The following is a 25,062-nucleotide window of genomic DNA, read 5'->3' on the forward strand; positions in this document are numbered from 1 at the left end:
CGCGCATTTGCGCACCGTTTTGAGGGTGTTGCTGGACAAGGTTCAAGCCTGAACCGAATCCTCTTCCTTGTGAGCGGTGTGCAGCACTTCGATCAGGCAATCTTCCAGCTCGAAGCGTTCGTGTAACAAGCCACCCAACTCCTTGAATTTCTCCGCGACACACTTACCGGCATCACACAGATCGTTGAACGCCAGCAACTTTTCGGTAATGACGTCGATGCGCGGGTAAATCGTCTCGGCCAACTCCAGACCGCGAGTATCACCGAACGCCTTGGCTTCGCCAGTCAGTTGTTCGTAGATCTCGAAATGCCCGGCAGACACGTAGTCGACCAGCACACCGCAGAATTCCTGCAACGGTTTTCGGTTCTCGCCCAAAGCTTCGGGCTTGGCGCCGAGAGCATCATAGGCCCGAACCAGTTCGTGACGCTCCTGCAACCAGCGATCGATCAGCAGATGCACTCCACCCCAGCGTTCCTGAGCATTCTGACAACTTTCGAGCATGGTGATTCTCTCTTCCCTTGTGGGTCATGCTGCTCTACACCTGTCGCACACTTGAAAATCAAGAATCGACCAGGCAGAGCGTCATTCGAGCAACATAAATCCAATGACACGTGCGGGCCAGATTATGCCCGCGCGCCTATGGCTTCAAGGTACGCAGGAGATAAAGTTCATACAAGTGTTTAATCGCCCGCCAGCACCCGGTGCGACGACTCGCCGCTGAGCGGTCGCTGACACGCGATCCAGACAAGGCGCAGCAACTGATACCCGCCCAGAATCATCATCGCAACGAAGAACAGCAGGCTCCACTCCGGAATGCTCAGGTCGAACAGCGTCCAGGAAATTTCCGCGCAATCGGCGGTCCCCTTGAACATTCGCTGCACGACACACAGCCAGGGCGTACTGGCGAACAGATCCGCCAGATCAGGCGAGCATGTCGATAGCTGATGCACCGGATCACTCTGCAACAACACCTGCCGCCACGCCGTGACGGTACCCGCCAGACTGCAAAGCAGACCCAGCAGCCAATACAGGAATGATCCGAAGCGACCAGGCCCTTGCACTGAAGCCGCCAGGCAGACACCCGTGAGCAGCGTCAGGCAAACCCGCTGCAACAGGCACAACCCGCAAGGCTTGAGGCCGACCGCATATTCCAGGTAATAGGAAACGCCCAAGGCCAGGGCACCTGCAATGAAAACCATGAAAAACAAGGAGCGTGAGCAGGCCAAAGACATGGCTTTTCCGTAACAGTAGAGACAGGCGGTTACGGTAGAGGAAAGCGCAGCAGCCTTTCAAGGCAGGCCACCACGGACACTTCACCAGAAGTGTAGCGAATTCCCGACAGTGCCGAGAGGATTTGATGTAGTCCTCTGTAGGACTTTGCCGGCGAAGGATTACAACACTGAAACAGTGATGGATTTGAAGCGACTGCGTTCTTATAAGAAGATCAAAAGATCGCAGTCTTCGACAGCTCCCACATAAGGTCCGGCGCAGGAATCAGGCGTGAGCCGGCAATGGCAGCGGTGCTGCCAGCAAGCGCTCATCCAATAGGCCCAAGCCTTCCTGGAACAGCTGATTACTGCGCTCGGTGTCACCCAGTTGCGCCAGCAACCGCGCCAGTTCGGCGCAGGCTTCTGGATTGCGCTGCACACGCAGACTGCTCTCTAGATAATCCCTGGCCTTGCCCCACAGACTGCTTTGCAGACACAAACGGCCCAACGTCAGCAACAGGCTCGGGTCGGCGGGATGATCCTTGAGCCAACCCTCGGCGGTGTGCAGTTGCCTGGCCGGATCGTTGCCGCGAACCAGCCCATACAGGCGTGCCAGATGGCTGTCGTATTTGCGCTTGAGGGCTGCACGCAGGACCTCTTCAGCCTCTACCTGCGCGCCCAGTTGCCGCAATTGCTCGGCATAGGCGAGCACCAGTTGCGGTTCCTGCCGCTGAGCGGCGGTGAGTTGCTGCCAGGCGCGATTGAGCGATTGCAAACCGACCGTTCCGTCCTCTTCCCGGTGCGCCGCCAACGAAAGATTTTCACCCCAGGCCCGGCGCTCCAGCTCAGCCAGTTCGGCCGGTGGCAATACCTTGTCCTTGCGTAACTCCGGCAACAAGCGAATCACGGCCGACCAGTCGCCCCGCTGTTGAAGCAGGCGCTGCAACTGGCGCAAGGTCTGGACGTTATGAGGATGACGCTCGTGCATGGCTTGCAAGGTCACCAGCGCGCCTTCAGTGTCACCGCGATCAGTCTGCAATTGGGCATGGTTCAAGGCAATTGCCAGCTCGGCCTGGGGCTGTCGCTCCAGAGCGCGCTCCAGCAGGTTGTCGCTTTCCTCGTAGTGACCTTGTTCGTTCGCGGCGCGGGCGGCACCGAGGTAGTAGAGCAACGGTTGGCGCTCGGCTTCCGCTGCGCGATACAGATGACGCTGCGCACTGGCCCAGCGGCCCTCTGCCAAATCCAGCTGACCGTGCTCGATCGCTACTTGCACCCGCCGACTGCGATTGCGCCGCGACCATGGATTGACCACTCCACCGGAAGTCGTCACCAGCTCGATCAACACCTTGATGCCCCAGAACACCAGCCACAGCACGACCACCAAGGCCAGGGTTGCCCACAGGCTCGATTCGTAACGGAAGTTCTTGTAGGCGATCAGCACGTAGCCGGAATGCTCGGCAATCGCCAGTCCCAGCGCGGCGGCAGCGGCGATGACCACGAACACGATCACATAGAGGCGCTTCATGGCGTGGCCTCCTGCGTAGTGCTCGCGGCAGGTTTGGCCAGAGGTCTCACCGACTCCTCGGCATTGACGTTACGACGCTCGAGATAGGCCTGAACCGAACTCAACGTGCCCGTCAGATCTGGCGTGACCACCGTGACTGGCTGCTTGCTCAGCTCGGCCACTTGCTCGAGCATGATTTTGCTCTGGGGGTTGTCCGGGTTGAAGTTGCCCTTGAGCACGTCCCGCGCTTCGGCCAGCGCCTGGGTGTAAACCGCAGCCTGGCCATTGAGCGCAGCCCACTGCGCCTGCTCTAGCGCCAGGCTCAGAGCCAGACGCACCTGGCTCAGGCTCTGCCCTGCCAGCAACGGCCGGACATTCTTGTCGGCGTTGAAATCGATGCGGATATAACGCGAAATCTGATCCCACCATTGTGCCCAGCGACTGGCACCGTCGCCATCGGCGGTCAGGCCCAGCAGGGATTCGCCGCGGTCCTTGTACTCGGGCGCCAGCTCGGTGAGGTTGATCACCTGGTCGCGCAAGGCACCCAGTCGCAGGAACAACCCGGTGCGATCCGGCTGTTCGGTACTGCGCAGGGCTACCAGGGTTTTGGCCACTTGCTCGCGAGCGGCGAAAGCCCCGGGGTCGTTCTGTTCACGGAGAATTTCATCGGCGCCCTGCACCAGGGCCTGGGCGCTGCTGATGTCCTGCAACGCCGACAGACGCAGGCTGGCCAGACGCAGCAAGTGCTCGGCTTCGGCCAGACGCCAGTCCTTGCGGCTTGCGCCGAGGACGGTTTCCAGGCGTTGATTCAGGCGCTGCTGATCGCCTTGGAGTTGAGTGACCAGACGACTGCGCGCGTCGAGTTCCTCGGCGGCCGGCATTTGCTCAAGGCGAGCCGTCAGGCGCTGCTCGTTGAGCTTCAGGCTCTGTGCCTGATCGTTCAACGCCTGTACCTGGCTCAACTGTTGCTGGTTATTGGCTTGCAGGTGACGCACCTGCCAGACACCCCAACCGCCCACGGCAACACCGGCAGCGCCCAACAGCAGCGCGACGATTGCCAACCCATTGCCTCGGCGCTGCTCAACGGCAGGTGGCGCAGTTTCAACCGGTGCATCAGCCGGTGCATCAAGCACGGGCCGGACGTCATCTTTAGGCAAGGCTGTTTCGCTCACGTATCCATCCTTTGCATTAGAAAACGGGCACGGGGTGTTCCCGTAACGCCGCCAGCAAGGCCGCGGCACTGGCGCCACGACAATCCACAACTGTTTGGGCCCCGGCGGCACGTGCCAGCTCGGCGACCCTGGGGCTTGGAACAAACAACGGCAACCGCACCATGCTCGGCCAGGCATCGCCAGCCAATCGGTGCAGGTGCTCAAAACCCTGTCCACTGCTGACCACCAGCCCGTTCAAGCGTTCCGCCTTGATCCGGTCAGGCAGCGTTGCCGACGGGTACTGCGGCAAACCGCGTCGGTATAACTCCAGATACTCGACACTAGCACCAAGCTCGCGTAAACGCTCAGCCAGCAGCTCGCGCCCACCCTCCCCGCGCATGATCAGCACTCGCGGATCGGGTCGAGTGACAGCCTCGCGCAACGGCGCAAGCTCAAGCAAGGCTTCACTGTCATCGCCATCGACCGGGAAACTCACATCCAGCCCGCTATCCTCGAGGATCTGCGCCGTCGCCGCGCCCACGCTGAACCACTTCAGACCCGGTGGTTGCGGCCAGTATTGGTTGAGCAGATCGACAGCGATTCTGGCGGCCGGCTTGCTGACCACGATCACCGCGCAATAGCTATCCAGGTTCTGAATCACTTCGCGCATTGTGTCAGAGGCAGGAATCGGCTCGATATCCAAAAGCGGCAGGCTGCTGCTGAAAACCCCCGCGTCGGCCAGCACACGGGCAAGCGCCGCCGACTCATCCACAGGGCGCGTCAGCAACAGGCGCCAGCCAGTCACTCGTGCCCTGCCTCGCCATAGACTGCTTTCAGAATGTCAGCGGCGCCCTGGCTCAGCAGGTCTTCGGCCACTTGCACACCCAAAGCCTCGGCATCCGCCCGTGGCGCCCGGGCCTCGGCGCTGAGCAGCAGGCCACCATTCGGATCACCCACCAAACCGCGCAACCAGATCTGCTCGCCTTCAAGCACGGCGTAGCAAGCAATTGGCACCTGGCAGCCGCCATTCAGATGTTTGTTGAGGGCACGTTCGGCGGTAACGCGAGTGGCCGTGTCCTGGTGATGCAGCGGCGCCAGCAGCGCATGTATTTCAGTGTCGGCGCTACGGCATTCGATACCGACCGCGCCCTGGCCACCTGCCGGCAGACTGTCTTCGACACTGATAGCCGAAGTGATGCGGTCCTCGAAGCCCAGGCGAATCAAACCCGCCGCGGCGAGGATGATGGCGTCGTATTCGCCGGCATCGAGCTTGGCCAGACGAGTATTGACGTTGCCGCGCAGGAAGCGGATTTCCAGATCCGGGCGGCGGGTCAGCAACTGAGCCTGACGACGCAGGCTGGAGGTGCCGACGACGCTGCCTGGCGGCAACTCATCCAGACTGGCGTAGGTATTGGAGACAAATGCATCGCGCGGGTCTTCGCGCTCGCAGATGCAGAACAGACCGAGGCCTTCGGGGAAGTCCATCGGCACGTCTTTCATGGAATGCACGGCGATGTCGGCTGCGTTTTCCAGCAGCGCGGTTTCCAGTTCCTTGACGAACAGGCCCTTGCCGCCGATTTTCGACAGCGGCGAATCGAGCAGTTTGTCGCCTCGACTGACCATGGGAACCAGCGTCACGAGCAGGCCCGGATGGGCCTCTTCCAGACGAGCCTTGACGTATTCGGCCTGCCACAGGGCGAGAGCACTTTTTCGGGTGGCGATGCGGATTTCGCGAGAGGACATGGATCAATCCGTACTGAATAGATACGGCAGATAATAACAGCTCAGCCAAATCCGCTTTGACTTGTATCAGAAACTGCGTGGCCTCCCTGGCCCTCAATGTCCGGTAACAGGGTAGAAATCCGGCCCTTAAAGCTGTTGCATCATTTTGCGCACACCGGCCACATGGCGTCGGCTGACGATCAGGGCATCGCCATTCAGGCCTTTGAGAAACAGCTGGAAATGCCCCAGGGGCGTGCGTTGCAGCCGCTCGATGCGTTCGCGGGCAACCAGTGCGTTGCGGTGGATGCGAACGAAACGGTCGCCAAATTCGTCTTCGAGGGCCTTGAGTGGTTCGTCGAGCAGCACCTCACCGCCTTCATGACGCAAGGTGACGTACTTGTGGTCGGCAATGAAGTAGACCACCTGATCCAATGGGATCAGTTCGATGCCTTTTCGGGTGCGGGCGCTGATGTGGCTGCGCGGACCGCTACCGGTTTCGGCCGCCGGGCGAGTCAAGGCCGCAAGCTGGACGCGATTGGGTCGCTCGGCTTTCTTTAACGCTTCGTGTAACTGTTCTGTGCGCACTGGCTTCACCAGATAGCCCACGGCGCTGGCCTGTAGGGCTTCCACGGCAAATTCATCGGGTCCGGTGCAAAACACCACGGCGGGCGGGGTTTCGCGTTCGCACAATCGTGCAGCCACTTGCAGGCCATCGAGGCCCGGCATGCGAATATCGAGCAGCACGATATCCGGTTTGTGACTGTCGATCAGTGCCAACGCCTCTTCGCCGTTCGTGGCGCTGGGCTCCAGGACATTGTATCCCTCGAGTTCGCCGACCATTCGGCTCAGGCGCTCGCGGGCCAGGGGTTCGTCATCAACGATCAGGACATTCATATTGCGCTGGATTCCTGCGTGAGTCTCGCACAAGGATAGCGTAGACAGGTGAAGTGACGTCCGTCACCGCGATCCACGCTAAGACTAGCGCGAGGGCCAAAAAGTGCCGCGAGACCGGCGGCTAAATTTTTATCTGCCGTCTGACTGGCGGCCCAGGCCCGCACTGGCGAGGTATCGCCGTAGGGTTTGCTGATACACAATATGAACACCCCTCTTCTCTCTATAGTCAGCTGCAGCATCGAGAAGTGCGCTGATCCTCTGTCCAACTGTAGACGGTTGCCGGGACGATATTGCTCAATTGAAAAATATCGTTGCGCAATTTCTGTATCGTTTGCTTCGAGCAGGGGTCGCACGATGAGAAAAAAACCTGTCGACCAGTGTCAGCGACAGGATTGGCAACCCTGTTATTATCCGCGTCAGCGTTTCACGCCATCTTTCTTCAAGCCGATACGAGCGAATTCATGAGCACTGACAAGACCAATCAGTCCTGGGGCGGCCGCTTCAGTGAACCCGTCGACGCCTTCGTCGCCCGCTTCACCGCCTCCGTCACCTTCGACCAGCGCCTGTATCGCCACGACATCATGGGCTCGATCGCCCACGCCAGCATGCTGGCCAAGGTCGGCGTGCTGACCGATGCCGAGCGCGACAGTATCATCGATGGCCTGAACACCATCCAGGGTGAAATCGAGGCTGGCCAGTTCGACTGGCGCATCGACCTTGAAGACGTGCACATGAACATCGAGGCGCGTCTGACCGACCGTATCGGCGTGACCGGTAAAAAGCTGCACACCGGCCGCAGCCGTAACGACCAGGTCGCCACCGACATCCGCCTGTGGCTGCGTGACGAGATCGACCTGATCCTCAGCGAAATTACCCGTCTGCAACAAGGCTTGCTGGAGCAGGCCGAGCGCGAAGCCGCCAGCATCATGCCGGGCTTCACTCACCTGCAAACCGCGCAGCCGGTGACCTTCGGGCATCACATGCTGGCCTGGTTCGAAATGCTCAGCCGCGACTACGAGCGTCTGGTCGATTGCCGCAAGCGCACCAATCGCATGCCGCTGGGCAGCGCCGCACTGGCGGGCACCACTTACCCGATCGACCGCGAATACACCGCTCAACTGCTGGGCTTCGACGCTGTCGGCGGTAACTCCCTGGACAACGTGTCCGATCGCGACTTCGCCATCGAGTTCTGCTCGGCCGCGAGCATCGCGATGATGCACTTGTCGCGTTTCTCCGAAGAGTTGGTGTTGTGGACCAGCGCGCAGTTCCAGTTCATCGATCTACCTGACCGTTTCTGCACCGGCAGCTCGATCATGCCGCAAAAGAAAAACCCGGACGTCCCGGAGCTGGTTCGCGGCAAGACTGGCCGGGTATTTGGCGCATTGATGGGCTTGCTGACCCTGATGAAAGGCCAGCCGCTGGCCTACAACAAGGACAACCAGGAAGACAAAGAGCCGCTGTTCGACGCCGCCGACACCCTGCGCGATTCGCTGCGGGCCTTTGCCGACATGATCCCGGCGATCAAGCCCAAGCACGCGATGATGCGCGAGGCAGCTCTGCGTGGTTTCTCCACGGCTACCGACCTGGCTGACTATCTGGTTCGTCGTGGCCTGCCGTTCCGTGATTGCCACGAGATCGTTGGCCATGCCGTGAAGTACGGCGTGGAAAGCGGCAAGGACCTGGCGGAAATGAGCCTGGAAGAACTGCGCAAGTTCAGCGATCAGATCGAGCAGGACGTATTTGCCGTGCTGACCCTGGAAGGCTCGGTGAATGCCCGTGACCACATCGGCGGGACTGCGCCGGCGCAAGTCAAGAAGGCTGTTGCTCGCGGTCAGGCGTTGCTCGCCAGCCGCTAAAAGCATCGCGGGCAAGCCCACTCCCACAAGGATCTCCGACTGGCCAGAAATTTTTGCCAGACAGTTAAACCTGTGGGAGCGGGCTTGCCCGCGATGACGGACTTCAGAGCACTACAAAACCTACTTTTTGGACGCGATCATCGCCAGAAACGCCGGCATCGCCGCGTCCTTGTCCTTTGCGATCTGCTGCACATGCGGATTCTGCCCCAGACGCTCCAGCAGCGCCCTGGCCGCTGGCATCTCGGCCAACAGATCAATATCAAACAGCTTCTGCGCCACTGCACGCGCCAACGGCACGCTGTAGAGGAAATACAGATCGGCCACGCTCAGGCTGTCACCCGCCACATAAGGGGCGAACTTACCGTGCCTGCCCAGCGTGGCAAACCCCAGCAGCAACTCGGCCTTGGTCTTTTCCTGGATAGCCTCCGGTACTGACATGCCGAAGAACGCCGCGGGATAACAGGCGCGCCCGGGCAATTCGATGTACAGCTCGATTTCCTTGGCCATCGCCAGGACCTGAGCTCGCTCGAAGGGATCGCTCGGCAGCAGTGGCGTACCTTTCTGGCTCTGCTCGAGGTACTCGAGAATCACGCTGGTTTCGTTGATGAAACCTTGTTCGACGCCCAGCACCGGAACCTTTCCACGTGGGCTGATGGCTAGCGTCTCGGGGGTAGTGCCTGGGTAAAACGGCACCTCTTCAAACGGCAGTCCCTTCTCCAGCAACGCCAGCTTGACCATGTTGTAGTAGTTGCTGGCGCAAAATCCATAAAGCTTGAGCATTACATAGCCTCCAGGCCGTGCAGGGGGTTGGCAGCGCCAGTTATAGAACGCCCGGGCACTTCTTGCCAGCAGCATCACAGCGCTGAATGCGGGTAAACTGGCCGCCTTTCCTTGAGGAGCCTGCCATGAGCGAGCCTAACGATATCGACAACGACGAAGAAGAGTTCACCGAAACGACGCTGATCGAAGCGATCGAGAACCAGATCGAAAGCGATAACCCGCCAGCGGCCAAGGCGACCTTCAACAAGCTGACCCTGGTGGGTTACGAGCGTGAGGAAATCCTCAGCCTGATGGCTCACGTGCTGGCAGTGGAAATCGACGCGATCCTCGAAGAAGACCGCGCGTTCAACACCGAATGGTACGAAACCGCGCTGCGCGCGCTGCCAGAGTTGCCGCCGGAAAAGAAATAAGCCAGCCCTGTCACGGGGCTTTTGTGGCGAGGGAGCTTGCTCCCGTTCGGCTGCGTAGCAGTCGCAAAGCTTTTGGGGCCGCTTCGCGACCCAACGGGAGCAAGCTCCCCCGCCACAGGCAAGCCCCCTCGCCACAGAAACCCGCCTCCACATGGATTGTCACCAATCAGTACCGCCTTGCCCCAGACGCTGACTAAACTGGAAACCGCCCCGAGGCGAAAAAACCCTGTTACGAGCACTGGACATGCTGCGCGAGTGGGATCACCTTAGGAGCGCTATCGTCCAATTCCTAGAAAGTCTGGAGTCCTTATGTCGCTTACCCCTGAGTTGGTTGCCGAACTGGAAATCCTCGCCCTCTTCAACCTGGACAGTTCCCAGGAAGGTTTGAAAATTCATCAGACCGCTGCCCCGAAAGCCATTGCCGCTGCCCAAAGACTGTTCGACAAAGAATTGATCACCCAGCCCGATGGCGGTTATCTGACCAGCCTGGGGCGTGATGCTGCACAAAATGTGCAAACCGTTCTAACCATTCTGTCCGTGCGCGAAACAGCCTGAGCCTCACCGCATCGCCCACGGAAACCTCTGTCACGGGATTTCCGCGGGCACACTTTGGTGCCCGCTGTCGCCGTGCGATAGGAACCTGACACCAGAAATACAAAATCAGCTTAAAAGTCCCGGGGCCGAGGCGCTAAACTGCCCCTCATCCCGAGCCCTCCACGTCCGAGCCCCGCGAGCCGGATTGAGCTGACATGACCCGCACCCATGAAATCCGCCCCGATCTGGACGAGGGAATCGACCGCAAGGTTCTCAGCCAGCTGCGCGCCCGTTTTCTGAAACTCAACGAGGGCCGCATGGCACGCGCCATGGAAGGGCTATCGACCCGCCAGCAAACGGTTCTGACCCTGCTGCCGCTGTTTTTCCATGTCAATCATCCGCTGTTGCCGGGTTACGTTTCGGGCAGCACCCCGGCCGGGCTGTCGAATTTCGAACCTGACGCCAATACCCTCGCCGAAGCCCAGCGCCTGACCCGCTCGTTTTCCTATAAGCCGCGCCACGGCAGCAATCCACCGCGACCGATTCACGGCCTGTTCCTGATGGGCAGCCTCGGTACCTTGGCACAGGCCGACCAGAGCGATATGGACGTATGGGTCTGTCACGGGCCGGACTTGAGCGAAAGCGAGCTCACAGAGCTGCGCAAGAAATGCCAGTTGCTTGAAATATGGGCCGCCAGCCAGGGTGCCGAGGCGCATTTTTTCCTGATCGACCCTGCTCGCTTCGTACTCGGCGAGCGCGATACCCAACTGAGTTCGGAAGACTGCGGCACCACCCAGCACTATCTGCTGCTGGACGAGTTCTACCGCACCGCGATCTGGCTGGCCGGCCGTACACCCATCTGGTGGCTGGTGCCGGTTTACGAAGAGGCGGCGTACGACCGTTATACCCACACGCTGTTATCCAAGCGTTTTATCCGTGCCGACGAAACCCTGGACCTGGGGCATCTGGCGTATATCCCGCCCGGGGAATTCATCGGCGCCGGGCTCTGGCAGTTGTTCAAAGGCATTGAGTCACCGTACAAATCAGTGCTCAAACTGCTGCTGACCGAGGTCTACGCCAGCGAACACCCCAAGGTCCAATGCCTGAGCCTGCGCTTCAAGCAGGCGGTGTTTGCCAATCGACTGGATCTCGACGAACTGGATCCATACATCGTGGTTTACCGGCGTATCGAGGAATACCTCGCGGCCCGGGGCGAACCGGAACGGCTGGAGCTGGTACGCCGCGCGCTGTACCTGAAGGTCAATCGCAAACTCACCGGCAGCAGCGGTCGCACTCAGAGCTGGCAGCGTTCATTGCTCGAACGCCTGGCCCAAGAATGGCATTGGGATCAGCGTCAGCTCGCATTGCTCGACAGCCGCAGCCAGTGGAAAGTCCGCCAGGTCAGCGCCGAACGCAGGGCCCTGGTGGGCGAGCTGAATTACAGCTACCGCTTCCTGACGCAGTTTGCCCGCAACGAGCAAACCGTCAGCCTGATCAACAAGCGCGACCTCAATGTACTGGGCCGGCGGCTGTACGCGGCCTTCGAGCGCAAGGCCGACAAGATCGAATTCATCAACCCGGGCATCGCCCCCGATCTGGCCGAAGACACTCTGACGCTGGTGCAGGCGCCGAACAAAAAAGAACCGGGGCAAACCCAATGGGGTTTGTACAACGGAAGCCTGACCACCCATGAGTGGGAGCATTTCGCGCCGATCAAGCGCAGTCGTCAGTTACTGGAACTGCTCACCTGGTGCCACCGCAACGGCGTGATCGACAGCAGCACCCGCCTGGCCCTGCACCCCGGCACCAGCGACTTGAGCGAATTCGAATTGTTCAACCTGCTCGGCAGCCTGCAACAAAGCATCGCCCTGCCCCTGACCACTGTTGCCGAAGAGCCTTTGCTGCGCGCCAGTGAGCCGAGCGAAATACTGATTCTGGTGAACGTCGGCGTCGATCCGCTCAGGCACCATCGCGACCTGAACATCCTGATGACCACCGAGCGCACCGACTCCCTGAGCTACGCCGGCGTGCGGGAAAACCTGGTGCTGACCCTGGACCAAGTCACGCTCAACAGCTGGAACGAGGTGCTGGTCAGCCGTTTTGACGGCCCCCACGCCCTGCTCGACTGCCTGCGCGATTACCTCAACAACCTGCCGGACGGGCCACAACAGCCCAAGCTGCGGGTGCGCTGCTTCTGCCACAACCGCGCGCAATTCATTGCGCGGCGGGTCGAAGAAATCCTCGACACCACGCAGAACCTGCTGCTGAGTAAACTCAATCATCGTTACCTGATTCAGGTCCAACAGCACTACCACGTGCTGGAGCTGGTGCCGGGCCAGGTCAATCACGTCGCCCTCGCCACACTGCCGGCGCTGTTCGACTACCTCGGCGAAGAACTGGCGAGCTACAGCCCGTTTCATCTGGACCCGATGGCACTGGAAGACCACGATCTGGCACTGATCCTGCCCATGGGGCAACCCGACTGCGTTCAGGTGTTCTACCGGATCAATGAGCACCAGGCCGATTTGTATGTGCTCGATGAGTTCAATGCCTTGTGGCAGCAGCGTTTGCCCTATCACGACGAACAGAGCCTGTTGGTGCCGCTGCAACGCTTCCTGCAATCGATCCAGTACCGGCGCGATGCCTTGCTGCCGATAGACGCCGCCCAGCCACTGAGCCTGGAGACTTTGTATTACCAGTTGTTGCCTTCAGGTCCCGCGCGGGCGCGTCGGGTCGAAGCCCGGCCGACACCGCAAACCCCGCTCAACAAACCGTTCTATGACGTGCAGGCCATCATCGGCAAAGCCGCACCGGGGCAGGGGCAGGTCACCTTGTATTGCAATCAACGGGAATTTTCCGAGCTGGAACATGGCGATCAATTGTTCAGCGCAGTCGCGGGGGAAATCGTCTCGCAGCGTCGCGAGACGGAACGCTATCGCTGCTACATCACCGACCTGGACCTGTCGGGCCTGCTCGGTGATGGTCAGGGTTCAAGCCAGCTGTATCTGCGCTACAAGGCCGACCTGGAACGCGCACTGAACGAGGCGCTCGAGCAGGTCTGAGGGGTTTCATTCCGGGAAGTCGCCGCCATGAGCAGGCTGCGATTCAACTTCCAGCAGGGTCAGTTTCAAGGTCTTGCCACCCGGTGCTGGCCAGTCGATGTGCTGACCAACCTTAAGCCCCAGCAACGCGCTGCCGACCGGCGCCAGGATGGAAATCTTGCCTTCGTCGGCGTTGGCATCCTTGGGGTAAACCAAAGTCAGGTGATAGTCCTTGCCGCTGCTCTCTTCACGGCAATGCACACGGGAATTCATGGTCACGACATCGGCGGGCACTTCATCGTGACCGACCAGAGTATCGGCGCGATCCAGTTCGGTTTGCAGCGCGATAACGCCCGGCAGCGTGTCATCCAGGCTGTCGATCAGGCGCTCCAGACGTTGTACGTCCAGACGGGTAAGGGTGATGGAAGGTGCGGTCATGATCAGGGCAGACTCCTTTCTTCTGCACGAAAAAAGCAAAACCCCGCCAGAAAAAGGCGGGGTTTTCACGAGCCTCGATGGGTTGAGGCGTCTCTGGACACTATCACAGCTCAATAAATATACAAGTCAGGGGCGACCATGGCCCTGCTCTGATCACTGTGGCGAGGGAGCTTGCTCCCGCTGGGGCGCGGAGCGCCCCTAAAAACCTTGCGGCTGCTTCGCAACCGAGCGGGAGCAAGCTCCCTCGCCACAAGTAAGCATCGTTACCCAATAGAGTGATCAGACCGCAGATTTTCGCTGAACAGCCTGCGCACAGATCACCCGCCGCCGCTCATCATCCGCCGAGCGCCATTCGCGAATATCTTCGACATGGCGAAAACACCCAAGGCACACCTTCTGCTCATCCAGCCGACACACACCGCTGCACGGCGACGGCACCGCCGGGCTGACATTGCTGTAAAGCGGCTTGGGCGGACGGACGGGCGCAGGCGGGGTCACGATCTCACAGACCTTCGAAATCGAGTTCGACGTCGGCTTGCTGCTTGACGATGCGCTCAAGCATCTCACCGAGCTGCTCTTCACTCTTGTCACACATCCAGCGCTCGCTTTCTGCGTCGTAATCAAAGTGGAAGCCGCCGGATACCGCCGCCAGCCACAGCTGACGCAGCGGTTCCTGACGACTGAAGATCAATTGGCTGCCGTTTTCGAACTTGACGGTGAGCACACCAGCCGAGCTCTCCAGATCTATATCCAGGCCACTCTCGTCGAAAATATCCTCCAGCGTCTGCTGGGTGGCATCGACCAGATCGTGGAAACGGGCTTCAGTCAAACTCATTGCGGGAACCTCAAAAAGTGTCTACTCACGCTCAAGCGCCGCAAGATACGGGCGAGCCCCGGTGATTGCAAAGGATAACCACTCCGCGCCGATCTGTGGGAGCGGGCTTGCCCGCGAAGGGGTCAGCACATTCAATATCTTTGTTGACTGAACCAACGCCTTCGCGGGCAAGCCCGCTCCCACAGGGATTGCATTAAACCGACGCACATCCGGCCAAGCCCCGCCGGACGGGAGCCGCGTCGCATAGGCAAGCTGCCGGGTGGCCGGTATACTCCGGCGCAATTAACGCATTTTCAAGGATTTCGCCATGAAGCGCCTGATCTCTTCCCTTGCTGCGCTCGTCGCGGTCGCCTGCCTTGTATCGGCCTGTGGTCAAAAAGGCCCGCTGTACCTGCCTGATGAAAATCAGGATCCTGCAGAGCAAGCCAAATCGTCGCAGCAGACTCCGTCGAAAGCACACAAGCACGACGTCTACTAAGGGAACGCTATGGACGCTTTTAACTACCGTGACGGTGAGCTGTTCGCGGAAGGGGTTGCCCTGTCCGCCATCGCCGAACGCTTTGGTACTCCGACTTACGTCTACTCCCGTGCCCACATCGAAGCCCAGTACCTGGCTTACGCCGATGCGCTGACCGGCATGCCGCACCTGGTCTGCTTTGCGGTCAAGGCCAACTCAAACCTGGGCGTGCTGAATGTCCTGGCGCGTTTGGGCGCCGGTTTCGACATCGTTTCCCGTGGCGAGCTGGAACGCGTACTGGCCGCTGGCGGTACGGCTGACAAGATCGTGTTCTCCGGTGTCGGCAAGACCCGTGACGACATGCGTCGGGCGCTGGAAGTCGGCGTGCATTGTTTCAACGTCGAATCCACCGATGAGCTGGAACGCCTGCAAGTGGTGGCTGCCGAGCTGGGCGTTCGTGCGCCGATCTCGTTGCGCGTGAACCCGGACGTCGATGCCGGCACTCATCCGTACATCTCCACCGGTCTCAAGGAAAACAAGTTCGGCATCGCCATCGCCGACGCCGAAGACGTGTACATCCGTGCCGCGCAACTGCCTAACCTGGAAGTGGTCGGCGTCGATTGCCACATCGGTTCGCAACTGACTACCCTGCCGCCATTCATTGACGCCCTCGACCGCCTGCTGGGCCTGGTCGACCGCCTCGGCGATTGCGGCATCTACCTGCGCCACATCGATCTCGGTGGTGGTTTGGGCGTGCGTTATCGCGATGAAGAGCCGCCATTGGCTGCCGACTACATCAAAGCCGTGCGCGAGCGTCTCGACGGTCGTGACCTGGCGCTGGTGTTCGAGCCGGGCCGTTTCATCGTCGCCAACGCCGGCGTACTGCTGACCCAGGTCGAGTACCTCAAGCACACCGAGCACAAAGACTTCGCCATCGTCGACGCGGCCATGAACGATCTGATCCGCCCGGCGCTGTATCAAGCCTGGATGGACGTCACCGCCGTGCGCCCGCGCAACAGCGCCGCTCGCGCCTACGACATCGTCGGCCCGATCTGCGAAACCGGCGACTTCCTGGCCAAGGATCGTCAACTGGCCCTGGAAGAAGGCGATCTGTTGGCCGTGCATTCGGCCGGTGCCTATGGGTTTGTCATGAGTTCCAACTACAACACCCGTGGCCGTGCCGCTGAAGTGTTGGTGGACGGTGATCAGGCATGTGAAGTGCGTCGCCGTGAGACGGTAGCCGAGTTGTTTGCTGGCGAAAGCCTGCTGCCGGAGTAAAACCATGCTGCTGCGTTTTACCAAGATGCACGGCCTGGGCAACGACTTCATGGTCCTCGACCTGGTCAGCCAGCACGCGCACATCCTGCCAAAACACGCAAAGCTTTGGGGCGATCGGCACACGGGGATCGGTTTCGACCAGTTGCTGATCGTCGAAGCGCCGAGCAACCCGGACGTGGATTTCCGCTATCGGATCTTCAATTCCGACGGCTCCGAAGTGGAACAGTGCGGCAACGGTGCGCGCTGTTTCGCCCGCTTCGTGCTCGACAAGCGCCTGACCGCCAAGCGGCTGATTCGCGTCGAGACCAAAAGCGGCATCATCGAACTGGACATCCGCAACGATGGTCAGATCAGCGTCAACATGGGCGCTCCGCGTCTGGTGCCGGCCGAGATTCCGTTCCAAGCCCCGAGCCAGGCCCTGAGCTATCAAGTCGACGTCGACGGCACCACGGTCGAACTGGCCGCGGTGTCCATGGGCAACCCCCATGCCGTGTTGCGGGTCAGCGACATCAACAACGCACCGGTGCATGAACTGGGACCGAAAATCGAACATCACCCGCGCTTCCCGGCGCGGGTCAATGTCGGTTTTCTCCAGGTCATCGACCGGAGCCGCGCGCAGTTGCGCGTCTGGGAACGCGGGGCCGGGGAAACCCAGGCGTGCGGAACCGGCGCCTGTGCTGCCGCAGTGGCCGCGATCAGCCAGGGGTGGATGGATTCGCCGCTATTGATCGACCTGCCCGGCGGGCGTCTGTCCATTGAATGGGCAGGCCCAGGCCAACCGGTCATGATGACCGGCCCGGCAGTGCGCGTATACGAAGGACAAGTGCGTCTTTGAGAGAGCGAAATCCATGACCGACAAGCCCCAGGTTCCCGCCCTACAGCCCGACGAATCCCCTTCCGAAAGCCTTGAGGCGGCGGCGATTGCCGCGTACCTGGAGGCTCATCCGGATTTCTTCATCGAGCACGAAGAACTGCTCCCGGCGCTGCGCATTCCGCACCAGCGCGGTGACACCATTTCGCTGGTCGAACGCCAGATGACGATTCTGCGCGACCGCAACATCGAGCTGCGTCATCGCCTCTCGCATTTGATGGACGTGGCCCGCGACAACGACCGCCTCTTCGACAAGACCCGCCGCCTGATTCTCGCGCTGATGGACGCCACCAGCCTGGAAGATGTGGTGATCAGCGTTGAAGACAGCCTGCGCCAGGACTTCCAGGTGCCCTTTGTCAGCCTGATCCTGCTGGGCGACAACCCGATGCCGGTAGGTCGCTGGGTGACGCATGCCGACGCGCAAACGGCCATCGGCGGTTTGCTCTCGGAAGACAAAAGCGTCAGCGGCAGCCTGCGCGAACACGAACTGGACTTCCTGTTCGGCGAAGAACAGCGCAAGCAGATCGGCTCCACCGCCGTCGTCGCCATCAGCTATCAGGGCATCCACGGCGTTCTGGCCATCGCCAGCCGTGATCCGCAGCACTACAAGAGCTCGGTGGGTACGCTGTTCCTGAGTTACATCGCCGAAGTCATGGGCCGCGTGCTGCCACGGGTCAACAACTCCCTGCGCTCGGTACGCTGACCATGGAACGACAACTGGACGCTTACTGCGAACACCTGCGCAGTGAGCGGCAGGTGTCGCCGCACACGCTGTACGCCTACCGCCGCGACCTCGACAAAGTGCTGGGCTGGTGCGTCAAACAGAACATCGACAACTGGGCCGCGCTGGACATCCAGCGCCTGCGCAGCCTGATCGCTCGCCTGCATTCCCAAGGTCAATCGTCCCGTAGCCTGGCGCGATTGCTGTCGGCAGTGCGCGGGCTCTATCACTATCTGAACCGCGAAGGTCTGTGCGATCACGACCCGGCCAATGGCCTGGCACCGCCCAAGGGCGAACGTCGCCTGCCGAAAACCCTCGACACCGACCGCGCGCTGCAACTGCTTGAGGGCGCGGTGGAGGATGATTTTCTCGCGCGTCGGGATCAGGCGATTCTGGAACTGTTCTATTCCTCTGGCCTGCGCCTCTCCGAACTGACCGGGCTCAACCTTGATCAGCTGGACCTGGCTGACGGTATGGTCCAGGTGCTCGGCAAGGGCAGCAAGACCCGGCTGTTGCCAGTGGGCAAAAAGGCTCGCGAAGCAATGGAGTTATGGCTGCCATTGCGAGCCATGACCAACCCGGCGGACGATGCGGTGTTTGTCAGCCAGCAAGGCCGGCGCCTCGGCCCTCGGGCGATTCAGGTGCGGGTCAAGGCCGCCGGCGAGCGCGAACTGGGACAGAACCTGCACCCGCACATGTTGCGACACTCCTTCGCCAGCCATTTGCTGGAGTCCTCTCAGGACTTGCGGGCGGTGCAGGAACTGCTAGGCCACTCGGACATCAAGACCACCCAGATCTACACCCACCTGGACTTCCAGCACCTGGCGACCGTCTACGACAGTGCCCATCCACGGGCCAAACGCATTAAAGGCGATGATTCATGACCCTCCAATTGATCACCTTCGACCTCGACGACACCCTGTGGGACACCGCCCCAGTGATCGCCAGCGCCGAAGTCGTATTGCGTGAATGGCTGACCGAGCATGCACCGAACCTGGGCGCGGTGCCGGTGGAACATCTGTGGTCGATTCGTGAGCGAGTGCTGAGCAACGAACCGGGCCTCAAGCACCGCATCAGTGCCCTGCGTCGGCGGGTGCTGTTCCATGCACTTGAAGAATCCGGTTATGGACATACCGAAGCATCCGACCTGGCCGATCAGGGTTTCGAAGTGTTTCTGCATGCACGGCATCAGTTGGAGATCTTCCCGGAGGTACAACCGACCCTGGAAATTCTGGCCAATCACTATGCGCTTGGCGTGGTGACCAACGGCAATGCCGATGTGCGTCGATTGGGGCTGGCGGATTATTTCAAGTTTGCGTTGTGCGCCGAAGACATCGGCATTGCCAAGCCCGATGCGCGACTGTTTCATGAAGCGCTGCAGCGGGGCGGCGCGACCGCCGAAACAGCGGTGCATATCGGCGACCACCCCGGCGACGACATTGCCGGCGCCCAGCAGGCGGGGTTGCGGGCAATCTGGTTTAACCCGGCGGGCAAAGTGTGGGAAGCCGAGAAGGCGCCGGATGCCGAGATTCGTAGCCTGACCGAATTGCCGGGGTTGTTGGCGCGGTGGAATTCGGCTTCCGCCTGATACATAACCTGTGGGAGCGGCGGTGCGACGATTCGACTTGCCCGCGATAGCGGTGTTTCATCCAATATAAATTTTGAATGTGACGGCCTCATCGCGGGCAAGCTCGCTCCCACAGGGATCAGCGCGAATTTTGAATTTCTGCACCCATGAAAAAGCCCGCAGCGACGGCGGGCTTTTTCAGCAAGCAAGAAGCAGGCGCTTAGATAGGCCGGCTGCCGTACTTGTTATCAGGCTTTTTGGGAGGATCGGCGACCACATTGGCCTCCACTTCCTGCACCTTGCCGCCCCGTGCCAGAAACTCTTCCATGGCCTTGGCCAGGGCGTCGCGTTCCTTGTTCTTGGCTTCGACGCTCGGCAGCTCATCGACCGATACCGCAGCCTTGGCCTTGCCTTTGGCAGTCGGAACGGGCGTATCACCGCCGTCATCTTCAGCAACGTCTTCTGCCGCTGCTTCAAGGCCTTCTTCGGTTTCGTCTTCGTCGCCTACTTCGAGGTCGTCGTTTTCCAGATCATCGTCGCTCATGTTCTACCTCATGACTTGCGAAAAGCAGATTAGTTATAGCCCAGCTTTGCCGTCTGTCGACGGCAGCCGGAAAAAAATCAACCACCGCTGGCAACCAGCGGTTTTCATGCCCCTTCACCGTGCACGGTGGCGAGGACTTTACGGGCACCGCCATGATCACGGTGCTCGCCCAGATAAACACCTTGCCAGGTCCCTAACGCCAGTCGGCCTGCCGAGATCGGCAAACTGAGCTGACAGCCAAGTACGCTGGCCTTGAAGTGCGCCGGGAGGTCGTCCAGGCCTTCGTCGTTATGCTCATAACCGTCTGTTCCTTGTGGGATCAGACGATTGAAAAATCGTTCGAAGTCGCGACGTACCGCCGGATCGGCGTTCTCGTTGATGGTCAACGACGCCGAGGTATGTTGTAGCCACAAATGCAACAGACCGACCCGACACGCCTTGAGTTCAGGCAAGCCGGCGAGTAATTCATCCGTTACCAGATGAAAGCCCCGGGGCCGTGCCCGCAGGGTAATCAGAGTCTGTTGCCACATACAGTTCTCCGCACGTTCGGGGCGCATTCTAGCGCGCTCTGTGAAAAAACAAAGGCCCTAATATTCCTTCAATCATGTAAGCCTTTGGCCGTAGAAAAACGCTCGTCGTAAACGCGACTGAACGTGTATGAAAAAACCTTTCAGCTCCTCCTTCCAAGACAAATCCCAGACAAAAAAATGCCCGGCAAGCCGGGCAAATTTTTCATGCGCGTGCTTACAAGTTGTAGCCGCGTTCGTTGTGAAGCGCCAGATCGATGCCGACCGCCTCTTCTTCATCAGTGACACGCAGACCCATGACGGCGTCCAGGACCTTGAGAATGATAAAGGTAACGATCGCGGTGTAGATCACCGTGAAGCCCACGCCTTTGCACTGAATCCAGACTTGAGCAGCGATGTCGGTAACGGTGCCGAAACCGCCCAGCGATGGCGCAGCAAACACACCGGTCAGGATCGCGCCGAGGATACCGCCGATACCGTGCACGCCGAAGGCATCCAGGGAATCGTCATAACCGAGTTTGCGTTTCAGGGTGGTGGCGCAGAAGAAGCACACCACGCCCGCCGCCAGACCGATCACCAGAGCGCCCATCGGGCCCACGGTGCCTGCCGCTGGAGTGATTGCAACCAGACCGGCCACCACACCCGAAGCGATACCCAGCGCGCTTGGTTTGCCGTGGGTGATCCACTCGGCAAACATCCAGCCCAGTGCCGCAGCGGCAGTGGCGATCTGGGTGACCAGCATTGCCATGCCGGCAGTGCCATTGGCGGCGGCAGCGGAACCGGCGTTGAAGCCGAACCAGCCAAACCACAGCATCGCGGCGCCCATCAGGGTGTAGCCGAGGTTATGCGGAGCCATCGGGGTGGTCGGGAAACCTTTGCGCTTGCCCAGTACCAGGCAGCAAATCAGACCGGCCACACCGGCGTTGATGTGCACCACGGTGCCGCCGGCGAAGTCGAGTACGCCCCAGTCCCACATCAGGCCGCCGTTGCCGGACCAGACCATGTGCGCAATCGGTGCGTAAACCAGGGTGAACCAGATGCCCATGAAGATCAGCATGGCGGAGAACTTCATCCGCTCGGCGAAGGCACCGACGATCAGCGCAGGGGTGATGATGGCGAAGGTCATCTGGAAGGTGATGAACACCGCCTCAGGGAACAGCGCCGCGGGACCGGTCAGGCTCGATGGCGTGACACCGGCGAGGAAAGCCTTGCCCATGCCGCCGAAGAACGAGTTGAAGTTGACGACGCCCTGCTCCATGCCGGTGGTGTCGAACGCAATGCTGTAGCCATAAATGACCCACAGAATGCTGATCAGACCGGTAATGGCGAAACACTGCATCATCACGGAAAGAATGTTTTTCGAACGAACCATGCCGCCGTAGAACAGCGCGAGGCCGGGAATGGTCATGAACAGCACAAGGGCTGTCGAGGTCATCATCCAGGCGGTATCGCCGGAATTGAGGACTGGGGCCGCCACTTCGTCTGCCGCCATGGCCAGGCCGGGCATTACGAGGGACAACAGGGCTCCTAGCCCTGCGAATTTACGCAGAGTCATTTTGTTTTCTCCTGGGGCGTTGGGTTTGTGGCGGCTTAGATTGCGTCGGTATCGGTTTCGCCGGTACGGATGCGAATCGCCTGTTCCAGATTGACCACGAAGATCTTGCCGTCACCGATCTTGCCGGTATTGGCGGCCTTGGTTATCGCCTCGATAACCCGGTCCAGATCCTTGTCGTCAATGGCGACATCGATCTTCACCTTGGGCAGGAAATCGACCACGTATTCCGCGCCGCGATACAGCTCGGTGTGACCCTTCTGCCGACCGAAGCCTTTGACCTCAGTAACGGTAATGCCCTGCACGCCGATCTCGGACAGCGACTCGCGTACGTCGTCCAGTTTGAACGGCTTGATGATGGCAGTGACTAGCTTCATGAAAACTCTCTCCCGAATTGGTGGACTTGCCCCAGGAAAACAAACCCGACTCAAGTCTAAGCGCAGTGCCTGGCTTTGTAACGCATCGTCGGCCTTACCTGCCCGTCCGACGCCAGCGAACCACTCCGCACGAAACTTCCCCCGTTCCGCTTGGCGCACTGCATTCGTCACAGCGACTGCATCAGTGCATGGGTCACCAGCGACTAAGCAGAAAGCTTGCCATCTATCCAAAACCCATTGATTTCAAGTGCTTGGCCGCTGCCGAAGACCCTTTCGCCCAATTGACGCGACGGTTACGCACAACAACAGTGCGCGGCCGCCCACTCACATGCGCGAAAAGCGTGCATCGCAGTCGCCGAGATTGACTATAGACACTGCGTGATACACTGCCCGCCATTGTTGACAGGACATTTCCCATGCTTGCGCCCAAAGACTTTCTCGACGCCCTGAGCGGCACCGCCTCCCGCCTCTTCAGCGGCGATACTCCACTGCCAAAAAGCGAAATCGAAAGCCAGTTCAAGGCTTTGTTGCAGAGCGGCTTCAGCAAGCTGGACCTGGTGAGCCGGGAAGAATTCGATAGCCAGATGGTCGTACTGGCACGGACCCGGGCACGGTTGGAGAGCCTTGAGGCGAAAGTGGCTGAGATGGAAGCGAAGCTCAATCCACCAGCCGAATAACACCGCAATCCCTGTGGGAGCGGGCTTGCCCGCGATAAGGTCGGAACGACCTTCCAGCCCACCTGTAGGAGCTGCCGAAGGCTGCGATCTTTTGATCTTAAGCCCCGCAAACATCTCGGCAACGTCCTACAAAGTTCTCATCCGCCGTCCGATTGCGTCGCAAAGCTCCGGTTCCTAAGCTCACCCAATGCTGAATATTCAGCACTGGGTTTGGCGACCCGGAAGACCCCGACGCACCGCGACCACATTCGACCGAGGAATTTGTTCCCATCTCGAATTATGGCGGCTATGCGTGGGAGACCTTCGGGTCTGCCGGTTTTCGGGCGTCACCGGTTCGCCAACCCGCGCATGGCTGCCACCCTTTTCGTTTGGCGACGATCAGAGGCAGTTTTCTTCATTTGATCCCGAGAACTGCACCATGGACGAAAACTATCTAATCCCCCACACCTTCACCCGCCACAAACTTCACCTCCACGCACTCCTGCTAGAAAACCAACCCTGGTTCAGCGCACGTGACCTCGGCCGACTGCTCCGCCTCTTCCTCGACGAACGAGCACTACGCAAACTCGATCCCGACCAACACCAGAATCTGCAGACACTCATCCACGGTACCGTCGAAAACACCCTGCTAATCAGCGAATCCGGCGTCTACGCATTACTGGTCTACCACTATTGCCCCGAATACCGAGGCCTGCGCGAATGGCTGACCCATGACGTAGTGCCAGCCCTCAGAGACGCCCAGCAACCCACCTCAACAGAGCGCCCGATTCTGAGCCTGCTGAATTGGCCGGAGATGTCGTTGAGTTTGCTGCACTGGAATAACCAGCCGTGGATTCGGTTGCAGGATGTTCCGCAGATGTTGCCGGACCAGGATCGACCACGAAGCGCCGTCAACGAACCTTGGTGGAAGCGAGTATCGAAGGTGCTCCAAGCATTCTGATCCCCAAAAAAGAACCCCACGCTTTTAACGTGGGGTTCAATTAATACGAAAGATCAGGCGCAGTGAGGAAGACGCTCAACCTGATCTCGAATCACGGCACCCCGTTCAATCTCGGCTTTGCGCAAATCGTATGTCGATTGCAGGTTCAGCCAAAATTCTGGGGTCGTATCCAGGCAGATGGAAAGCCTGAGCGCCATGTCTGCACTGACGCCCCTACGCTGAAGCACGATGTCGTTCACCGTCGGTGTCGATACGCTCAATGCTCTGGCCAAAGCAGCAGCCGTAAGGTTCAGAGGCTCCAGGTATTCCTCTTTGAGGATCTCGCCGGGATGAACCGGGCGCATACCATTCTTAGTCATTACTCACCTCAGTGATAATCGACGATTTCGACATTCTCCGGTCCGTTAGGACTCCAGATAAAGCAAATTCGCCATTGGGCGTTGATACGGATGCTGTGCTGCCCTTTGCGACTACCCTCGAGCGCTTCCAGACGATTGCCCGGCGGTGATCGGAGATCTATTAACACAGCTGCGGCATCAAGCATCGTCAGCTTTCGTTCCGCGACATTCAAAATGGCTGACCACACACGGGTTCTTCCGCTGCGAAACAGGTACTTGGTCTCAGAACACTTAAAGCTAACGATCACAATTTAAAGCTTAACGTTATGCATTAATCTTGAGTGTATAACCTGAATTCACAAATGCAAACGTGCTGTTTTGACTTTTGGCCTCCCTTCAAAAATCTAGGAAAAGGACTACCTGCGCCCTTCAGAAGGTCTTCAAAACCAAGCTGAGTCCTACAAAAAAAACCTCCAATTCCCATTGCCTCACAAGTAAGCACATCTCTTAAGCTGATTGACTCGAACACTCATCCAGGCACGCGAGGTGTCTATGAAACGCAAAAAGCAAAAAGCGAAGCCGTTAATGATTGCTGAGTATCATGCCGAGGCGCTCCGTTTAGCCGGAAACGTTTCTGCCAGCCAACATCGCTTTTTTAAAGTGGCGGCAACATATGGCAAAGAACTTGAACCTGATGGCTTGCTTGCAGGTGCACGAGCCTGACTAGGCTCCCCGAAGAAACCGCCCGAGTGGCGGTTTTTTTGTGCCTCGCGATTGGCCTGCTTCGTACTTGCAACATCCAGTGAAAGTTTGTCGCCTAAACCACCCCACCAGAACTTC

General features: G+C 59.6%; 30 protein-coding genes. 13 read left to right on the forward strand and 17 right to left on the reverse strand.

Annotation, left to right across the window (positions count from 1 at the left end; genetic code table 11):
* Positions 1–42: 42 nt before the first annotated feature.
* The 7 genes from AB3226_RS13545 to AB3226_RS13575 form a co-directional block, all read right to left on the reverse strand.
* Positions 43–501 (reverse strand): Rsd/AlgQ family anti-sigma factor, encoded by a 459-nt coding sequence (locus AB3226_RS13545; RefSeq protein ID WP_007899333.1) that lies wholly within the window; start codon positions 499–501, stop codon positions 43–45.
* 179 nt (positions 502–680) lie between these two features.
* On the reverse strand, positions 681–1,232 hold the full coding sequence (locus AB3226_RS13550) for a disulfide bond formation protein B (RefSeq protein ID WP_367373411.1): 552 nt from the start codon (positions 1,230–1,232) through the stop codon (positions 681–683).
* 262 nt (positions 1,233–1,494) lie between these two features.
* The gene (locus AB3226_RS13555) at positions 1,495–2,733 is read right to left on the reverse strand and encodes a heme biosynthesis protein HemY (RefSeq protein WP_367373412.1); all 1,239 of its coding nucleotides are present in this window, start codon (positions 2,731–2,733) and stop codon (positions 1,495–1,497) included.
* A complete protein-coding gene (locus AB3226_RS13560; RefSeq protein WP_367373413.1) occupies positions 2,730–3,884 on the reverse strand; it encodes a uroporphyrinogen-III C-methyltransferase in 1,155 nt (384 codons plus the stop codon). The genes AB3226_RS13555 and AB3226_RS13560 overlap by 4 nt, the downstream gene beginning before the upstream one ends.
* Before the next feature lie 16 nt (positions 3,885–3,900).
* Complete coding sequence (locus AB3226_RS13565) at positions 3,901–4,668, reverse strand: uroporphyrinogen-III synthase (protein WP_367373414.1); 768 nt, start codon at positions 4,666–4,668, stop codon at positions 3,901–3,903.
* Complete coding sequence (gene hemC, locus AB3226_RS13570; RefSeq protein ID WP_367373415.1) at positions 4,665–5,606, reverse strand: hydroxymethylbilane synthase; 942 nt, start codon at positions 5,604–5,606, stop codon at positions 4,665–4,667. The genes AB3226_RS13565 and hemC overlap by 4 nt, the downstream gene beginning before the upstream one ends.
* Before the next feature lie 126 nt (positions 5,607–5,732).
* A complete protein-coding gene (locus AB3226_RS13575) occupies positions 5,733–6,479 on the reverse strand; it encodes a LytR/AlgR family response regulator transcription factor (protein WP_367373416.1) in 747 nt (248 codons plus the stop codon).
* A gap of 461 nt (positions 6,480–6,940) precedes the next feature.
* Here AB3226_RS13575 and argH point away from each other — a divergent pair, with 461 nt between their 5' ends.
* A complete protein-coding gene (argH, locus tag AB3226_RS13580) occupies positions 6,941–8,335 on the forward strand; it encodes an argininosuccinate lyase (RefSeq protein WP_038980789.1) in 1,395 nt (464 codons plus the stop codon).
* Between the two features lie 120 nt (positions 8,336–8,455).
* Here the strand turns inward: argH and AB3226_RS13585 are convergent, their stop codons facing one another.
* Positions 8,456–9,115 (reverse strand): glutathione S-transferase family protein, encoded by a 660-nt coding sequence (locus tag AB3226_RS13585; RefSeq protein WP_367373417.1) that lies wholly within the window; start codon positions 9,113–9,115, stop codon positions 8,456–8,458.
* A 125-nt stretch (positions 9,116–9,240) separates the two neighbouring features.
* Between AB3226_RS13585 and AB3226_RS13590 the strand changes: the two genes are divergently transcribed.
* The 3 genes from AB3226_RS13590 to AB3226_RS13600 all read left to right on the forward strand — a co-directional run bounded on the left by AB3226_RS13590 (position 9,241) and on the right by AB3226_RS13600 (position 13,121).
* A complete protein-coding gene (locus tag AB3226_RS13590; protein ID WP_367373418.1) occupies positions 9,241–9,525 on the forward strand; it encodes a hypothetical protein in 285 nt (94 codons plus the stop codon).
* 309 nt (positions 9,526–9,834) lie between these two features.
* Positions 9,835–10,080 carry a TIGR02647 family protein gene (locus AB3226_RS13595; protein WP_007894898.1) on the forward strand — a complete coding sequence of 82 codons (246 nt, stop codon included), beginning with the start codon at positions 9,835–9,837 and terminating at the stop codon, positions 10,078–10,080.
* Between the two features lie 194 nt (positions 10,081–10,274).
* Entirely contained in the window at positions 10,275–13,121 is a 2,847-nt protein-coding gene (locus tag AB3226_RS13600; protein WP_367373419.1) for a class I adenylate cyclase, read from the forward strand.
* 6 nt (positions 13,122–13,127) lie between these two features.
* Here AB3226_RS13600 and rnk read toward each other — a convergent pair whose 3' ends face one another.
* The 3 genes from rnk to cyaY form a co-directional block, all read right to left on the reverse strand.
* Positions 13,128–13,538 carry a nucleoside diphosphate kinase regulator gene (gene rnk, locus AB3226_RS13605; RefSeq protein ID WP_367373420.1) on the reverse strand — a complete coding sequence of 137 codons (411 nt, stop codon included), beginning with the start codon at positions 13,536–13,538 and terminating at the stop codon, positions 13,128–13,130.
* A gap of 279 nt (positions 13,539–13,817) precedes the next feature.
* Positions 13,818–14,036 (reverse strand): DUF1289 domain-containing protein, encoded by a 219-nt coding sequence (locus tag AB3226_RS13610; RefSeq protein WP_367373421.1) that lies wholly within the window; start codon positions 14,034–14,036, stop codon positions 13,818–13,820.
* A gap of 4 nt (positions 14,037–14,040) precedes the next feature.
* The gene (gene cyaY, locus AB3226_RS13615) at positions 14,041–14,373 is read right to left on the reverse strand and encodes an iron donor protein CyaY (protein ID WP_305447385.1); all 333 of its coding nucleotides are present in this window, start codon (positions 14,371–14,373) and stop codon (positions 14,041–14,043) included.
* Between the two features lie 307 nt (positions 14,374–14,680).
* On the opposite strand from cyaY, the gene AB3226_RS13620 reads away from it, so the two are divergent.
* Genes AB3226_RS13620 through AB3226_RS13645 form a run of 6 tightly spaced genes read left to right on the forward strand, consistent with a single transcriptional unit; the run spans position 14,681 to position 19,288 of the window.
* Positions 14,681–14,851, forward strand: a complete 171-nt coding sequence (locus AB3226_RS13620) for an LPS translocon maturation chaperone LptM (RefSeq protein WP_074871901.1) — start codon at positions 14,681–14,683, stop codon at positions 14,849–14,851.
* A 9-nt stretch (positions 14,852–14,860) separates the two neighbouring features.
* Complete coding sequence (gene lysA / locus AB3226_RS13625) at positions 14,861–16,108, forward strand: diaminopimelate decarboxylase (protein WP_367373422.1); 1,248 nt, start codon at positions 14,861–14,863, stop codon at positions 16,106–16,108.
* Between the two features lie 4 nt (positions 16,109–16,112).
* Positions 16,113–16,943, forward strand: coding sequence for a diaminopimelate epimerase (dapF, locus tag AB3226_RS13630; protein ID WP_367373423.1), 831 nt, complete (start codon positions 16,113–16,115; stop codon positions 16,941–16,943).
* Between the two features lie 13 nt (positions 16,944–16,956).
* The gene (locus AB3226_RS13635) at positions 16,957–17,682 is read left to right on the forward strand and encodes a DUF484 family protein (RefSeq protein WP_367373424.1); all 726 of its coding nucleotides are present in this window, start codon (positions 16,957–16,959) and stop codon (positions 17,680–17,682) included.
* Positions 17,683–17,684: 2 nt separating this feature from the next.
* A complete protein-coding gene (gene xerC, locus AB3226_RS13640; RefSeq protein WP_367373425.1) occupies positions 17,685–18,584 on the forward strand; it encodes a tyrosine recombinase XerC in 900 nt (299 codons plus the stop codon).
* A complete protein-coding gene (locus AB3226_RS13645; RefSeq protein ID WP_367373426.1) occupies positions 18,581–19,288 on the forward strand; it encodes an HAD family hydrolase in 708 nt (235 codons plus the stop codon). The genes xerC and AB3226_RS13645 overlap by 4 nt, the downstream gene beginning before the upstream one ends.
* Before the next feature lie 199 nt (positions 19,289–19,487).
* Here AB3226_RS13645 and sutA read toward each other — a convergent pair whose 3' ends face one another.
* From sutA to glnK, 4 genes are all read right to left on the reverse strand, one after another.
* Positions 19,488–19,811, reverse strand: coding sequence for a transcriptional regulator SutA (gene sutA / locus AB3226_RS13650; RefSeq protein ID WP_030129119.1), 324 nt, complete (start codon positions 19,809–19,811; stop codon positions 19,488–19,490).
* A 104-nt stretch (positions 19,812–19,915) separates the two neighbouring features.
* Complete coding sequence (locus AB3226_RS13655) at positions 19,916–20,341, reverse strand: secondary thiamine-phosphate synthase enzyme YjbQ (RefSeq protein ID WP_007989493.1); 426 nt, start codon at positions 20,339–20,341, stop codon at positions 19,916–19,918.
* Between the two features lie 214 nt (positions 20,342–20,555).
* Positions 20,556–21,893 (reverse strand): ammonium transporter, encoded by a 1,338-nt coding sequence (locus tag AB3226_RS13660; protein ID WP_367373427.1) that lies wholly within the window; start codon positions 21,891–21,893, stop codon positions 20,556–20,558.
* Positions 21,894–21,928: 35 nt separating this feature from the next.
* Positions 21,929–22,267, reverse strand: coding sequence for a P-II family nitrogen regulator (gene glnK, locus AB3226_RS13665; RefSeq protein WP_002555808.1), 339 nt, complete (start codon positions 22,265–22,267; stop codon positions 21,929–21,931).
* A 416-nt stretch (positions 22,268–22,683) separates the two neighbouring features.
* On the opposite strand from glnK, the gene AB3226_RS13670 reads away from it, so the two are divergent.
* Both AB3226_RS13670 and AB3226_RS13675 read left to right on the forward strand, forming a co-directional pair.
* Positions 22,684–22,944, forward strand: a complete 261-nt coding sequence (locus AB3226_RS13670) for an accessory factor UbiK family protein (RefSeq protein ID WP_283189406.1) — start codon at positions 22,684–22,686, stop codon at positions 22,942–22,944.
* Positions 22,945–23,362: 418 nt separating this feature from the next.
* Positions 23,363–23,884, forward strand: a complete 522-nt coding sequence (locus AB3226_RS13675; protein WP_367373428.1) for a Bro-N domain-containing protein — start codon at positions 23,363–23,365, stop codon at positions 23,882–23,884.
* A 53-nt stretch (positions 23,885–23,937) separates the two neighbouring features.
* Here AB3226_RS13675 and AB3226_RS13680 read toward each other — a convergent pair whose 3' ends face one another.
* Both AB3226_RS13680 and AB3226_RS13685 read right to left on the reverse strand, forming a co-directional pair.
* Positions 23,938–24,243 (reverse strand): HigA family addiction module antitoxin, encoded by a 306-nt coding sequence (locus tag AB3226_RS13680; protein WP_283184651.1) that lies wholly within the window; start codon positions 24,241–24,243, stop codon positions 23,938–23,940.
* 8 nt (positions 24,244–24,251) lie between these two features.
* Positions 24,252–24,530 (reverse strand): type II toxin-antitoxin system RelE/ParE family toxin, encoded by a 279-nt coding sequence (locus tag AB3226_RS13685; protein WP_123720244.1) that lies wholly within the window; start codon positions 24,528–24,530, stop codon positions 24,252–24,254.
* A gap of 244 nt (positions 24,531–24,774) precedes the next feature.
* Between AB3226_RS13685 and AB3226_RS13690 the strand changes: the two genes are divergently transcribed.
* The gene (locus AB3226_RS13690; RefSeq protein WP_201061277.1) at positions 24,775–24,945 is read left to right on the forward strand and encodes a hypothetical protein; all 171 of its coding nucleotides are present in this window, start codon (positions 24,775–24,777) and stop codon (positions 24,943–24,945) included.
* Positions 24,946–25,062: the final 117 nt, after the last annotated feature.

It is taken from the genome of Pseudomonas lini, assembly GCF_964063345.1.
Classification (GTDB): domain Bacteria; phylum Pseudomonadota; class Gammaproteobacteria; order Pseudomonadales; family Pseudomonadaceae; genus Aquipseudomonas; species Aquipseudomonas lini_B.